Source organism: Ramlibacter sp. WS9, from assembly GCF_003797765.1.
Lineage (GTDB): Bacteria > Pseudomonadota > Gammaproteobacteria > Burkholderiales > Burkholderiaceae_C > Ramlibacter.
The window spans coordinates 152,795-166,423 of record NZ_RKMB01000010.1 but is presented as its reverse complement, the minus strand read 5'-3'; the positions used below and the strand labels follow the sequence as shown (position 1 = coordinate 166,423).

General features: G+C 65.9%; 12 protein-coding genes. 7 read left to right on the top strand and 5 right to left on the bottom strand.

Annotated elements, in window-relative coordinates:
* The first annotated feature begins 8 nt into the window (after positions 1–8).
* From EEB15_RS16835 to EEB15_RS16810, 6 genes are read left to right on the top strand one after another with little or no spacing between them, the layout of a single operon-like run.
* Complete coding sequence (locus EEB15_RS16835; RefSeq protein WP_141511027.1) at positions 9–941, top strand: VOC family protein; 933 nt, start codon at positions 9–11, stop codon at positions 939–941.
* Positions 942–948: 7 nt separating this feature from the next.
* Entirely contained in the window at positions 949–1,812 is an 864-nt protein-coding gene (locus EEB15_RS16830; RefSeq protein ID WP_141511026.1) for a fumarylacetoacetate hydrolase family protein, read from the top strand.
* A 7-nt stretch (positions 1,813–1,819) separates the two neighbouring features.
* Complete coding sequence (locus EEB15_RS16825; RefSeq protein ID WP_141511025.1) at positions 1,820–4,834, top strand: molybdopterin-dependent oxidoreductase; 3,015 nt, start codon at positions 1,820–1,822, stop codon at positions 4,832–4,834.
* A complete protein-coding gene (locus EEB15_RS16820) occupies positions 4,831–5,691 on the top strand; it encodes a 4Fe-4S dicluster domain-containing protein (RefSeq protein WP_141511024.1) in 861 nt (286 codons plus the stop codon). The genes EEB15_RS16825 and EEB15_RS16820 overlap by 4 nt, the downstream gene beginning before the upstream one ends.
* 35 nt (positions 5,692–5,726) lie before the next feature.
* Positions 5,727–6,173: a nuclear transport factor 2 family protein gene (locus EEB15_RS16815; RefSeq protein ID WP_141511023.1), complete on the top strand. Its 447-nt coding sequence runs from the start codon at positions 5,727–5,729 to the stop codon at positions 6,171–6,173.
* 40 nt (positions 6,174–6,213) lie between these two features.
* Positions 6,214–6,807, top strand: coding sequence for a malonic semialdehyde reductase (locus EEB15_RS16810; RefSeq protein ID WP_141511022.1), 594 nt, complete (start codon positions 6,214–6,216; stop codon positions 6,805–6,807).
* Positions 6,808–6,916: 109 nt separating this feature from the next.
* On the opposite strand, the gene fdhA is transcribed toward EEB15_RS16810, so the two are convergent.
* The 5 genes from fdhA to EEB15_RS16785 form a co-directional block, all read right to left on the bottom strand.
* Positions 6,917–8,119 (bottom strand): formaldehyde dehydrogenase, glutathione-independent, encoded by a 1,203-nt coding sequence (fdhA, locus tag EEB15_RS16805; RefSeq protein ID WP_141511021.1) that lies wholly within the window; start codon positions 8,117–8,119, stop codon positions 6,917–6,919.
* A gap of 362 nt (positions 8,120–8,481) precedes the next feature.
* Complete coding sequence (locus EEB15_RS16800) at positions 8,482–9,456, bottom strand: tripartite tricarboxylate transporter substrate binding protein (RefSeq protein ID WP_141511020.1); 975 nt, start codon at positions 9,454–9,456, stop codon at positions 8,482–8,484.
* Between the two features lie 16 nt (positions 9,457–9,472).
* Positions 9,473–10,507, bottom strand: a complete 1,035-nt coding sequence (locus EEB15_RS16795) for a cupin domain-containing protein (RefSeq protein WP_141511019.1) — start codon at positions 10,505–10,507, stop codon at positions 9,473–9,475.
* Entirely contained in the window at positions 10,504–11,715 is a 1,212-nt protein-coding gene (locus EEB15_RS16790) for a 3-hydroxybenzoate 6-monooxygenase (RefSeq protein ID WP_141511018.1), read from the bottom strand. The genes EEB15_RS16795 and EEB15_RS16790 overlap by 4 nt, the downstream gene beginning before the upstream one ends.
* A complete protein-coding gene (locus tag EEB15_RS16785) occupies positions 11,712–12,575 on the bottom strand; it encodes a fumarylacetoacetate hydrolase family protein (protein ID WP_141511017.1) in 864 nt (287 codons plus the stop codon). The genes EEB15_RS16790 and EEB15_RS16785 overlap by 4 nt, the downstream gene beginning before the upstream one ends.
* Positions 12,576–12,668: 93 nt before the next feature.
* On the opposite strand from EEB15_RS16785, the gene EEB15_RS16780 reads away from it, so the two are divergent.
* Positions 12,669–13,601, top strand: a complete 933-nt coding sequence (locus EEB15_RS16780) for a LysR family transcriptional regulator (RefSeq protein WP_141511016.1) — start codon at positions 12,669–12,671, stop codon at positions 13,599–13,601.
* Positions 13,602–13,629: the final 28 nt, after the last annotated feature.

Genomic DNA, 13,629 nt, shown 5'->3' with positions numbered 1-13,629 from the left:
CTATCCCCATGATCACCGTCAAGGACATTGCCTTCGTGCGCTACCAGGTCACCGACCTGGCCGCCATGGAAACCTTCCTCAGCGACTTCGGCCTGCAGCGGGCCGACCGAACGGCCAGCGCGCTGTACATGCGCACGGCCGGGTCTCTGCGCCATTCGCACATCAGCGAGCTGGGCGAGAGCAACAGGCCGCTGGGCTTCGGGCTGCTCGCGCGTAGCGCCACCGACCTGGACCAGCTGGCTTCGCACCTGGGCGTGAAGGTCGAGGACAACCCCGAGCCCGGCGGCGGCAAGCGCGTGCGCTTGCAGGACCCCGCCGGCTTCCAGGTCGACGTGATCCACGGCCAGGCCGAGCATGCGCCCCTCCCCGTGCGCGAGCCATTGGCGGCCAACCCGGCCAGCGGGCGCAAGCGCTTCGGCCAGGCCATCCGGCTCAAGCCCCAACCCTCATCGGTGATGCGCCTCGGGCACATCGCCGTGCTGGTGCCTGACTTCAACGCATCGCAGGCCTTCTACCGCGACCTGCTGGGCCTGCGGGCCTCCGACACCTACTGGGCGGGGGCGGAGGGCAACACCATCGCCGCCTTCATGCACTGCGGGCTGGGCGACGACTGGACCGATCACCACACAGTGGCGCTGATCACCTCGCCGGACGGCCAGGCGCGCTTCGACCACGCTGCCTTCGAGGTGCTTGATCTGGACGACGTCGCGCAGGGCGGCGAGTACCTGCGCGCCAAGGGCTACGCGCATGCCTGGGGCATTGGCCGCCACATCCAGGGCAGCCAGATCTTCGACTACTGGCGCGATCCGTTCGGCAACAAGATCGAACACTGGACCGACGGCGACCTGGTCAACGACCACACGCCGGTGGGCCACGCGCCCATCAGCAACGACGAACTGCGGCAGTGGGCCCCGCCGCTGACACCCGAATTCTTTTCCTGAGGACTCCATGAAACTTGCCCGCTATACATACCAAGGTGAAACGCGCATCGGCGTCATTCGCGCAGACAGCGTTGTCGCCATCGCCCACCTCGACGCGGCCGCGCCCGCCACCATCCGCGAGCTGCTCGCGGGCGGCCAGGCGCTGCTCAACCGGCTCGACCTCGCGCTGGAGCAATCGTCAGCCGCTGTGCCGCTGAAGGACGTGCGCCTGCTTGCGCCCATCCCCGACGCGCAGAAGTACCTGGCCATCGGCATGAACTACCACGACCACGCCGAAGAAGCTGCCCGCGCCGGCATTGCCATTCCGAAGAACCAGCTCTGGTTCAACAAGCAGGTCAGCTGCATCACCGGCCCCTACGACCCCATCTACAAGCCGCGTGTGGAGGACAAGATGGACTACGAAGCCGAGATGGGCGTGGTGATCGGCAAGCGCTGCCGCTACGTCAGCGAGGAAGATGCCCGCTCTGTGGTGGGCGGCTACTTCGTGGCCAACGATGTCACAGGTCGGAGCTGGCAGTTCCAGAGTCCCACCTTCACGCTGGGCAAGTCCTTCGACTCGCACGGCCCCATCGGCCCCTGGATCACAACGGCCGACGAGATTGCCGATCCGCACGCCCTGGACATGAAGCTCTGGGTCAATGGAGAGCTGCGCCAGCAGGCCAGCACCGGCGGCATGATCTACAACATCTGGCAGCAAATCCACCACCTCTCGCAGGTGATGACGCTGGAGCCCGGCGACCTGATCGCCACCGGAACCTGCGCCAACGTCGGCATCGCGCTGGGCAAGTTCCTGCAGCCGGGCGATGTGGTCCGTGTCGAGATCGACAAGCTGGGACATATCGAGAACACGGTCGCCGTCGAGCCCGCGTGAAACTGTGATGAAGCGCACCATCTTCCGCACCATCCTGCTCGCCCTGGCGCCCATGCTGAACAAGGCGGCGCGCCGCCCGGCGTTCCGTGCCTTCCTCAAGCGCCGGGATGCGGTGGTGCAGATTCAGCTGAAGGACGGCAGCATCGGCCGGCACTTCACCATCACCGGGGGTAAGGTCAAGTCGGCGGCGGGGCTGCATCCCAATCCGGCCATGCGCATGGTGTTCAAGGACGTGGACACGGCGCTCACCATGATGCGGCCCAACCCGGACATGGGCGAAGTCGTCCACGCCGCCAAGAACTTCAAAGTCATGGTCATCGGGCCGGACGATTTGTGCGTGTGGTTCATGCAGCTGATGAACCTGTCGCAGACCTCGGGGCTGAAGATGGGAACGGGCATGCCCGATGGCTGCACGCGCTACACCATGCTGACCAACGGCGGCCCCCTGTTCGTGCATGTGAAGGACGGCCGCATTGTCCGGCTCACCCCCATCGAGCTGGATGGCAGCGATGCCGCGAGCTGGACCATCCTCGCGCGGGGCCGGCGCTTCACGCCGCGCCGCGTGGCCACGGTCGCGCCGCACGCGCTGGCGCTCAAATCCGCCGTGTACTCCGACAAGCGCATCCTGCACCCGATGAAGCGGGTCGACTTCGATCCCAATGGCGAACGCAACCCCCAGAACCGCGGCAAGAGCGGCTACGTGCGCATCGGCTGGGACGAAGCGCTGGATATCGTCACGAAGGAGATCCTGCGACAGCGCCAGGTGCATGGCGCCGGCTCGATGACGATCAGCCACGGTTCGCACCACCAATGGGGCAACGTCGGCTACTACCTGAGTTCGCTGCTGCGCTTCGGCAACCTGGTCGGCTTCACGCGGGTGGCGGCCAACCCCGACAGCTGGGAAGGCTGGTACTGGGGCGCCATGCACCATTGGGGCCAGGCCCAGCGCGTGGGCGTGGCCGGTAGCTACGGCCTCATCGAGGACTGCCTGCAGAACGCCGAAGTCATGGTGTTCTGGTCGAGCGACCCCGAAAGCACACACTCGGCGTATGACGGCCACGAGGGCACGCAGCGCCGGCAATGGGCGCGTGATCTCGGCATGGAGTTCGTCCACATCGATCCGCACTTCAACCCCACGGCGCAGTGGCTGGGCGGGCGCTGGATTCCGATCAAGCCCGGCACCGATGCGGCGCTGGCGCTGGCGATCATGCAGGTCTGGGTTGTCGAGGGCTTGTATGACAAGGCCTATGTCGAAAGCCGGACCACCGGCTTCGGTGAGTGGCGCGACCATCTGCTGGGCGTGGACGACGGCGTCGCCAAGACGCCCGAGTGGCAGGAGCCGGAAACCGGCGTGCCGGCCAAGGATGTGCGTGCCCTGGCGCGGCTATGGGGCGGCAAGAAGACCTACCTGTCGGCGGGCGCGGCCGGCGGTGGATTCGGTGGCGCGGGCCGCGGCGCGACCGGCGCGCAATGGGCGCGCTGCATGGTCATGATGATGGCGATGCAGGGCCTGGGCAAGCCGGGCGTCAACATGGGCAACCTGGGAGCCGGCGCGCCGGTCGACCACGAGTTCTACTTCCCAGGCTACGCCGACGGCGGCATCTCGGGCGACCTGCAATGGAACGGCAACGCCGTCAACAATTACCAAAAGATGCCGCACGTCATTACCGTGAATCCGGTGCGGCAATTGATCCCGAAGCAGAAGTTTCCAGAAGCCATCATCCAGGGCAGGGCCACCGGCTACCTGTGGGACGGCATCGCCACCGAGATCCAGTTCGCGCCCTTCGAGTACCCCATGCCGGGCTACCCGCGCGTTCACATGATCTACAAGTACGGCGGCTCCTGGTTCAGCACGCTCACCGAATCGAACCGCATGGTCGATGCCTACCGCCACGAGAGTATCGAGTTCGTGGTGAACCAGTCGATCTGGATGGAGGGCGAGGCGCAGTTCGCCGACGTGATCTTGCCGTCGTGCACGCAGTTCGAGCGCTTCGACATCGGCGAATGGTGTTCGGGCGGCGGCTACCTGCCGCACGGCTTCAACAGCGTGAACCACCGCGTCATCGCGCTGCAGCACAAATGCATCGAGCCCCTGGGCGAATCCAAGTCCGACTATCAGATCTTCACCGACATCCTCACGCGCCTGGGGCTGGGCGCCATGTTCACCGAAGGCTGCAGCGAGCTGGACTGGGCCAAGCGCGTTTTCGATTCGTCCGACGCGGCCAAGCGCATCTCGTGGAAAGAGTTCTGCAAGCGGGGCTACTACGTCGTGCCGGCCGAAGACCCGGCCATGCGACCGGCGGCGCAGTTCCGCTGGTTTGCCGAAGACCGGCCCAAGGACATCGCCGAGGCCATACCCCTGCCATCGCAGTATTCGGCCGAGTTCGGCAAGGGCCTGCAGACACCCAGCGGCAAGCTGGAGTTCATGCCCGAAACGCTGAAACGCTCCGACCCGCACAACCCCGAGCGGCCGGTGCTCAACCGCTACATCCCCTCGTGGGAAGGTCCGCGCAGCGAGATGGCCACCCGCTTTCCGCTGCAGATGATCGCCACGCACTCGCGCTACAGCTTTCACACCAACGTGGATGGCAAGGGCAGCTTCATCAACGACATCCAGGACCACCGCGTGTGCGTCGGTGGCCACTACTACTGGTTGCTGCGCATGAATGCACACGACGCCGCCACGCGCGGCATCGCACACCACAGCCTGGTCAAGGTGTTCAACGATCGCGGCGCGGTGATCTGCGCGGCTGACGTCTCCGGCATGGTGGTGTCCGGTGTGGTCAAGTCCTTCGAGTCCAGCGCGGAGTACACGCCGGTCCAGATCAATGGCGAGACCGTCGACATCGGCGGCAGCATGAATACGCTGACCTCGTCACGCTCGCAGATGCAGGGAACGCACAGCATGGCGCCCAATTCCTGCATGGTGCAGGTGCAGCCGTGGGCGGTGCAGCCGTGGGCGGTGCAGCCGCCGGCGGCCGCTGCAGCGCCGGCCGACGTTCCCATGGGAGTCCCGGCATGAAGTGGAACCTCATCATCGACGTAGCCGAGTGCCACAACTGCGGCAACTGCGTCGTGGCCGCCAAGGACGAACTGGTGGGCAACGACTTTCCCGGTTATTCGGCACCCCATGCACCCCAGGGTCGTGGCGTGATCCATATCGAGCGCACGGTGCGCGGCGTCACGCCCATGGTAGACGCGGCCTATGTGCCGACGATGTGCAACCACTGCGACGACGCGCCCTGCGTGAAAGCAGGCAGCGACGGGTCGGTCAGGAAGCGAGACGATGGCATCGTCATCATCGATCCCATCATGGCGCGCGGCCGGCGCGACCTGGTGGACGCCTGCCCCTACGGAGCCATCGTCTGGAACGCGCAGGAGCAGTTGCCGCAGAACTGGTTCTTCGACGCGCATCTGCTGGACACGGGCGCGGCGGCCCCGCGTTGTATGGCCGTGTGCCCGACCCAGGCAATCGAAGCCGCGAAGTTGAGTGACGCGCACATGGCGCAGCGCGTGCAGGCCGAGGGGCTGCGAACACTCAAGCCCGAGATCGGATCGAAGCCGCGGGTGTACTACAAGAACCTGCATCGTGCCGACCACTGCTTCATCGGCGGCAGCGTTACCGCCGCGATCGACGGGCGCATCGAGTGCGTGGAAGGCGCCCAGGTGGAGCTGCTGCCGTCAGGCACGGCTGCGGCCAGCGCGCTGACAGACGCCTTTGGCGATTTCAAGTTCGACGCAGTGGCCCCCGGCAGCGGCGCTTTCACGCTGCGCGTGTCCCATCCGCAATACGGCAGTGCCGAGCGTGGGATCGCGATCGAAACCGAAAGCATTTACGTGGACCAGATCGAGTTGTCGATCGCAACAGCAAGAGACTGATCATGCAAGAAACCATTGTTATCAGAAGCAGAGCAATGAAACGACTGTCGAGCGGCGCCCTGGCGCTGGTCTTGGCCTTGTGCGCCGCGCCCGCGTTTGCCGGCGACGCCCAGGCCACCCAGAACAAGGAACTGGTGCTGCGGTTTTACCAGCAGTTATTCGGCGACAAAGACGTTTCCGCGATCGACCGATATCTGGCTGAAGGCTACATCCAGCACAACCCGATGGTGCCCACTGGGCGCGCGCCCGTGCGGCTATTGTTCGAGAAGATCTTCGCGGGCGCACCCAAGACCCAGGTAGACATTCGACGCGTCGCCGCCGACGGCGACCTGGTGTGGCTGCACGTACGCGCGCCCGGTCCGGACGGGCGCGTTTCAGCCATCGTCGACATTTTTCGCGTTGAAGGCGGCCGCATCGCCGAGCATTGGGACGTGATTCAGCCTGTGCCCGAGCAGGCCGCCAACACCAACACCATGTTCTGAAACGGCGCATACCGCGCCCTAACCCGCAACCACCTGCAACATGACCAAAGCTCTCGACTCGGCCGCCCTGGATCAGATTTTTCTGGCAGCGCGCACTTTCAACAAGTTCACGTCCGACCCGGTCGGCGACGACATGCTGCACCAGCTATACGACCTGTACAAGTGGGGCCCGACGTCCATGAACACGCAGCCCGGCCGCGTGGTCTTTGTGCGCACCGCCGAGGCCAGGGAAAAGCTCAAGCCGGCACTGATGCCCAACAACGTCGAGAAGACGATGGCGGCGCCTGTGGTGGCCATCGTCGCCTACGACACTGCATTTTTCGAGCACATGCCCACGCAGTTTCCCGCCAACCCCGGCGCGCGCGACATGTTCGCCAACAACGCGGGACTGAGTGCGGACACCGCGACCCGCAACAGCGCCCTGCAAGGCGCCTACCTGATCATTGCAGCCCGCGCACTCGGTTTGGCCGCCGGGCCGATGAGCGGTTTCAACCCGGCCGTGCTGAACGAGGCGTTCTTTCCCGATGGGCGCTGGAAGGCCAACTTCCTGGTCAATCTCGGCTGGGGTGATCCATCGGGCAACCGTCCGCGTGGACCGCGCCTGGCATTCGCTGACAGCGTCGTTGTGGCCTGAGCCCCCGGTTGCCACTTCGTGGACTGGGTCGCCGTCGACGCTCACAGCCCGCGCTGTGAGCGTGCGCAAGCGGCCAGCCGAGTTCATGCGCGGCCTGGGTAACTAAAGGTCAGGTGGCCTTTGCGAGCATGCCGTGCGGATCGATCACAAATTTCTTAGCCACGCCCGAGTCGAACTGGGCGTAGCCCCGGGGTGCGTCGTCCAGCGAGATCACTTCCACACCCACGATATGCGCGATCTTGATGCGGTCCCAAAGAATGGCCTGCATCAGGGCACGGTTGTATTTCATGACGGGAGTCTGGCCCGTGAAGAAGCTGTGCGACTTGGCCCAGCCCAGGCCGAGCCGCACGCTCAGCGCGCCGCGCTTGGCCGATTCGTCCACCGCGCCCGGATCGTCCGTGACGTACAGGCCCGGGATGCCGATTTTGCCGGATGCTCGGGTGACTTCCATCAGAGAATTCAGTACGGTCGCCGGCGCCTCGTGTTGCGAGCCTTCGTGACCATGCCCGCGCGCCTCGAAGCCCACCGCATCGATGGCGCAGTCGACCTCGGGCACGCCGAGGATCTGTTCGATCTGGTCCGCAAGCGCCGCGTCCTGCGACAGGTCAGCCGTGAGAAACCCGACGCTGCGCGCGTGCGCCAGTCGCGCCGGGTTGACGTCACCCACGATGACCGCGGCCGCTCCCAGCAACTGCGCCGAGGCAGCAGCGGCCAGGCCCACCGGACCCGCGCCCGCCACATAGACAGTGCTGCCGGGACCGACACCAGCGGTCACGGCCCCGTGATAGCCGGTGGGCAGGATGTCCGACAGGCAGGTCAAGTCGCGGATCTTCGCCAGCGCCTGTTCACGGTCCGGGAACTTCAGCAGGTTGAAGTCGGCGTAGGGCACCAGCACGTACTCAGCCTGCCCACCGACCCATCCACCCTTGTCCACGTAGCCGTAAGCGCCTCCGGCGCGCGCCGGATTCACTGTCAGGCACACACCGGTGTGCTGTTCCTTGCAGGTGCGGCATCGGCCGCAGGCCACGTTGAACGGAACCGACACCAGATCGCCTTTGCGCAGCGTCTCGACATCGCGGCCAAGTTCAATCACCTCGCCCGTGATTTCGTGTCCGAGGATCAACCCGGCCGGCGCCGTGGTGCGGCCGCGCACCATGTGCTGGTCCGAGCCGCAGATGTTCGTCGATACGACTTTCAGAATCACGCCATGGTTGATCGTGCGTCCACGCGGGTCCACCAGCTCGGGGAATTCGATGCCTTGCACTTCGACGACGCCCTGCTTGACGTAAGCGACTCCACGGTTTGTGCTCATGTTCAATTCTTTCGGTTCAGTTTTGGTTCTGTCGGCAGACGGGGCGCGGGAAGTGATTGGATCGCTGGGTTACCGGACGCCGGCAACCTGACAGACCCGATCGAGAAGCAAGGCCCACCCGGCCAGACCCGTCAGGAGCATCGCGGCGCAGCAGGCAATGTCGGTGAGCATGGGGGCAGACGGCGGACGTCGGGCAACGAGTTCAGGGTGGCCGCTCGCACCGGTCGCTGCGGCCGGGCGGCGCTCTATTTCGGCAACTGGGTCCATCTTGTCTCCGGTAGGTAGCGGTCTGCCCACAATCTACTGGCGACCCGATGGACATCGATCGCTCATATGGACCAAGTGTTTACCCCAGTCTGCTCTCAATCGAGCGTGATGTTCTTGCGTCTCACGAGCTCTGCGTAGGTGCGCGACTTCAGTGACGCCTGGCGCTCGATCTCCTGGGGCGACCACGAGAGCGCTTCGAATGCGAAGGCTTCGAAACGCGACGTCACCTCCGGGTCGGCCATTGCCTTCTGCACGTCGGCGTTGATCTTGGCGCGCACGTCCGCCGGCAGGGCGCGCGGCGCCACCAGCACGGCGAACGAGTTCACCTCCAGCCCGGCAGGTCCGCCGGCCTCGGCAACTGTCGGCACGTCGGGCATCTGGGGGATGCGCTTGCCCGCCGCGACCGCCAGATAACGCAGCTTGCCCGCCTTGTAGAGACCCTGGCTCGACGGGATGGTCGCGAACGCCCAGGCGAGCTCGCCTGACGCGACCGACGTGTACAGCTGCGACACCTCGCGGTAGGGGGCATGCAGCATTTGCACGCCAGTCAGCACTTCCAACTGTTCGGCGCCCAGGTGCCCCGGACTGCCCACGCCCCAGGAGCCGAAGCTCACCCCGCCTGGCAGGCCTTTGGCGCCGGCCACCAGGTCGCCCATCGACTTCCACTTCGAGTCGGTCGGAACCGCCACGAGAAACGGCGTGCGAAACAGCGCGGCGACCGGCTCGAAGGTCTTGAGCGGCTCGAAGCCGCGAGCCTTGTACAGGTGCGGCAGCGCGCCAAGGTGCTCGCTGTCGAGCTGCAGCAGCGTGTAGCCGTCGGGCGCTGCGCGCCTGGCCGTGTCGATGGCGATGAAGCCGCCGGCGCCGGGCTTGTTCTCGATGAGCACGCGTTGGTTCCAGGTCTTGCCCAGCTTGTCGGCGATCAGCCGCAACACTGCGTCGGGGCCGCTGCCCGCGGAGAACGGTGTGACGATGGTGATCGGCTTGCTGGGGAACGCGTCGGCCGCGAAGGCCAGCGGGCCAGCGCTCAGCGCAATAGCGGCCAGCAGCAGGGTGGAAGGTCGGGTCATGTTGGAAGTCTCCTGGTTAAGGGTTTCGGCGCTCGTACAAACCGAGCTTGCGGTGCAGCGGTGTCTCGTCGGCAATGAACAGAAAGGCGGGCGCGTCGGTCGATTCGTTGGCCAGCGTCACGGCGGTAAAGCCCGGCGCGCAGCAGGTGTCGGCTTCGCGCAGCACAAACCGCTGCGGCCCGATCTGCGCCTGCGCCGATCCTTCGATCAGATGGAAGACCGCCGCGGGCGAGCGCACCGGCAGCTCAAGCCGTTGGCCGGGCCGCAGCATCAGCGCGTAGAAGCCCAGAATGGCCAGGGCATCGGCCCCGGTCTCCGGGTTGACGTAGGCGATCTGGACCGGTTCCTGGCCGGGCTCGGCCGCGGCCAGGGTTTCCAGAGCGGCACGGGCTTGCGCCCATGGGTAGCGCAGCATCGGATAGTCGCGCTGTCGACGCTCGAAGAACGGCGTGGGGACGATGCCGGCACTGCGGTACACGGCTTGTTCGGGCTGTGCCGCCTGGCGCGGGCCGTCGATGTGGTAGCTGGCCTCGAGGTAGTACACGATCGGCACGTCGAGCACGTCGAGCCACACGACCGGCTGGCTGCCTTCGTGGCCATGCTCGTGCCACAGGCCATTCGGCGTGAGGATCAGGTCGCCGCGGCTCATCGGCAGCCGCTCGCCGTCCACCGTCGTGTAGGCGCCGTCGCCCTCGACGATCATGCGCACGGCATTGGGCGTGTGGCGATGCGCGGGCGCCCATTCTCCCGGCAGCAGCAATTGCATCCCTGCGTAGATGGCCGCGCTGGCCTGCATCTTTTCCAGGCTGTGGCCGGGATTGGCCAACACCAGCACCCGGCGCTCGGCCTTCTCCATCGGCGTGAGCTCGCCCGCCCGCATCAAGAGCGGCCGCAGGGCCTTGTAGGACCAGTGCGTCGGCTGCGTGCGCAACTGCGGCTTGTCGGGCGGCAGCAAGGCGCGCAGGCTGGGCCACAGCGGCACCAGGTTCTGCCGGGCGAGGGCCTCGCGGTAGTCCGCGGGCAAGTCCTCCAGTCGGCCTAACTCGGTCATACGCGCCTTTCTTGCAGGCAGTTGCCTGCGTTCCAGTCGTACAGCCATTCCATCGCGTCGAACAGGCGCGCCGGTGACCGGCCCTTCCACAGCTCGTTGCGCACCAGCCTTTCCAGGCCCTTGGCATGAAAGATGTGGCCCATCTCGCGCGCCGACAGCACGACGCGTGCGGTGCGAACCGTGCGCGAGCGTTGGTACAGCGCGAACGCCCGCGTGAAGTCGTTGTCGCTGGCACGCAGCGCCTCGCCAAGCGTCACGGCGTCCTCAAGCGCCATGCAGGCGCCCTGGGCAAGATATTGCAGCGTGGCGTGGGCGGCGTCGCCGAGCAGCGCGGCGCGCCCGAAGACCCACTGCGAGATCGGGTGGCGGTCGGCGGTGGCCCAGCGCTTCCAGTCCCGCGGCAGGTCGATCAGCTGCCGGGCCTTGGCGCAGATGCCGTCGAAGTAGCTCTGCACTTCGTCGCGGCTGCCTTCGCGCACGCTCCACTCCTCCTTCTCGCGGCTGTGGAAGGTGACGACCACGTTGTACTGTTCGCCGCCGCGCAGCGGGTAGTGCACCAGGTGGCAGTCCGGCCCCACCCAGATGCTGGCGGCGTTCCACTGCAGTTCGGCCGGAAAGTCCTTCTTGTCGACGACCGCGCGGTAAACCACGTGCCCGGAAACGCGCGCTTCGTCGCCGACGTACTGCCGGCGAACGGCCGACTTGACGCCGTCGGCTCCGATCAGCGCGATGCCGCGATGCGTGCGGCCCTGGCTGTCATGAACGGTGACACCCGTGTCGTCTTGCTCCACTCGCACCACTGTCACCCCCGTTCCAAGCTCGACCCGCCCCGTGCGCTCGGCGCCTTCCAGCAGCAACTTGTGCACGTCGGCCCGGTGGATCACCGCATAGGGGTTGCCGAAGCGATCCTGGAATTCCCGGCCTGTGGGCACGCGCACGACCGAGGTCTCGTCGATCGCGTCGAGAAGCAGGAGCTCGTCGGTGATGACGGACCGGCTGCGCGCCGCATCGCCCACGCCGAGCGCGTCGAATGCCGCGAACGCATTGGGACCCAGCTGAATGCCGGCGCCAATCTCGCCGAGTTGCACTGCCTGCTCGAGAACTTTGACATCAAAGCCCTGGCGAGTCAGCGCCAGGGCGGCCGCCAGGCCGCCGATACCGCCGCCAGCCACGAGCACCGGTGACGAGGCAGAGGCGACAGCGTTCATTGGGCTTGCTCCAGAATGCGGACGTCGAGCGTGCCGATCCGATCGATGTGGGCCAGCATCCGGTCGCCCGCTTTGATTGCCGCGACGCCTTCGGCCGTTCCGGTGTAGATCAGGTCACCGGGATGCAGCGTGTAGAAGCTGGACGCCAGCGCGATCAGTTGCGGAACGCCGAGGATCAGGTCACGGCTGTTGGCGCGCTGGCGGATTTCGCCGTTGACGTGCAGCGTCATGTCGAGCGCGCCGGCGTCGGGCAGTTCGTCCGCCGTCACCAGGCAAGGGCCGAGCACGCAATAGGTGTCGGGCGACTTGCGGAAGCTGCGTTCCTCGGGACCGCGGATCGTCATGTCGAGGCCAACGCAGTAGCCGGCCACGTAACCTAGCGCATCGGCGGCGCTGGCGTTCTTGCAGGTGCGTCCGATCACCGCGACGAGTTCCAGTTCCGGGTCGCTTCGGCGTTCGGGGTGGCACAGTTCCACGCCGCGGCTCATGCCCTCCAGCGAGCTCACGGCCTTGAGAAACAGGCCCGCGCGTTCGATGTGGTTGATCTGGTTGTCGTGGTGCAGGTTGGCGTCGCCAAGCACCTCTTGCAGGTGTTTGGTGTAGTTCACCGGCGCCGCAACGATCTTGCCGGGGTTGGCGACCGGCGACAGCAGCCGCACGGTGTTCACAGGAATGCGCCTGGCATGCGGCTTCGCGGCTTCGATGGCGGGCGCAAGCCGCTGCAGCTCGGCGACCAGCAAGTCGTGACGAGGCAAGGGGTAGCGGCAGGCCGGAAGTTGCTCGAGCACGGTGCTGACGTCCAGCACGTCGTCGCCGTCCAGCACTCCCAGGCGGTTGTCATCAAAGCGGCAGATCTTCAAAAGTGTCTCCTAAGGATTCGGATGCCCTGAATCTAGAGGCCGCAGACCGATAAGCCAATAAAATGGTTCGTATAGCTGGCATAAGGATTCGAAATGGAAAACATCGATCTGCGCCTGCTCTTGCTCTTCGATGAGGTGTTCAAGACGGGCAGCCTGTCGCGGGCCGGCGAGCGGCTTGGAATGTCGCAACCCGGCGCAAGCCTGGCGCTCGGACGGCTCCGGACGCACTTCAACGACCCGTTGTTCGTCCGCACGGCAGCGGGCATGGAGGCCACCGCGCTGGCGCAGGGAGTGGCGTCGACCGTGCGCGATGCCATCGTCGCAATGCAGGCGGCGATGTCTTACCGGCTGCAGTTCGTGCCCGCCGATTCGGACCGTGTTTTCCGGATCAGCATGACCGACGTGGGCCAGACCGTGATCCTGCCCATGCTGCTTAATCGCCTGAACGAGGTCGCTGCGCACGTGCGGGTGGAGGTCAGCACGATCGACATGCAAATCCACAAGTCGCTCGAAGCGGGCGAGCTGGACCTCGCCGTCGGCTTCGTGACTTCTCTGGAGAAGCAGTTTTTCCAGCAGTTGCTGTTCGAAGAAGAGTTTGTCTGCCTCGCGCGGCGCGGCCATCCCCGGGTGGGCGAGGGCATCACTCGCCGGCAATATGAACTCGAGTCGCACGCGGTCGTGGCGACTTCGGGCACGGGGCACCAACTGCTTGACCGGACCCTCGAGCGGCTGAAAGTGCGCCGGCGCGTCAGCGTACGGATTCCGAGCTTCCTGGGTCTGGCGACGATCATCGGCGCGACCGACTACCTATGTACCCTACCGCGGCGCGCCGGCGTGCTGATGGCCGCGGGCGGCAGCGTGAAGCTGCTGGAACTGCCGTTCAAAGTGCCGAGCTACCCGGTCAAGCAACACTGGCATGCCAGGCAGGCCACGGACCCTGGACACCAGTGGCTGCGCGGTGTCCTCGCTGGGTTGTACGCGCGCAGCGATCCGCCGGCTGCTGGCACCACAGGTACTCGTCGGTGAAGTGATTGAAGCGCCGAAGGGGCCTTCG

What these genes read in the sequence shown, in the direction of transcription:
- EEB15_RS16810 (WP_141511022.1), top strand. Translation starts at nt 6,214, where the DNA reads ATGACCAAAGCTCTCGACTCGGCCGCCCTGGATCAGATTTTTCTGGCA.
- EEB15_RS16795 (WP_141511019.1), bottom strand. Translation starts at nt 10,507, where the DNA reads ATGACCGAGTTAGGCCGACTGGAGGACTTGCCCGCGGACTACCGCGAG.
- EEB15_RS16820 (WP_141511024.1), top strand. Translation starts at nt 4,831, where the DNA reads ATGAAGTGGAACCTCATCATCGACGTAGCCGAGTGCCACAACTGCGGC.
- EEB15_RS16830 (WP_141511026.1), top strand. Translation starts at nt 949, where the DNA reads ATGAAACTTGCCCGCTATACATACCAAGGTGAAACGCGCATCGGCGTC.
- EEB15_RS16780 (WP_141511016.1), top strand. Translation starts at nt 12,669, where the DNA reads ATGGAAAACATCGATCTGCGCCTGCTCTTGCTCTTCGATGAGGTGTTC.
- EEB15_RS16800 (WP_141511020.1), bottom strand. Translation starts at nt 9,456, where the DNA reads ATGACCCGACCTTCCACCCTGCTGCTGGCCGCTATTGCGCTGAGCGCT.
- EEB15_RS16835 (WP_141511027.1), top strand. Translation starts at nt 9, where the DNA reads ATGATCACCGTCAAGGACATTGCCTTCGTGCGCTACCAGGTCACCGAC.
- EEB15_RS16790 (WP_141511018.1), bottom strand. Translation starts at nt 11,715, where the DNA reads ATGAACGCTGTCGCCTCTGCCTCGTCACCGGTGCTCGTGGCTGGCGGC.
- EEB15_RS16815 (WP_141511023.1), top strand. Translation starts at nt 5,727, where the DNA reads ATGAAACGACTGTCGAGCGGCGCCCTGGCGCTGGTCTTGGCCTTGTGC.
- EEB15_RS16825 (WP_141511025.1), top strand. Translation starts at nt 1,820, where the DNA reads ATGAAGCGCACCATCTTCCGCACCATCCTGCTCGCCCTGGCGCCCATG.
- fdhA (WP_141511021.1), bottom strand. Translation starts at nt 8,119, where the DNA reads ATGAGCACAAACCGTGGAGTCGCTTACGTCAAGCAGGGCGTCGTCGAA.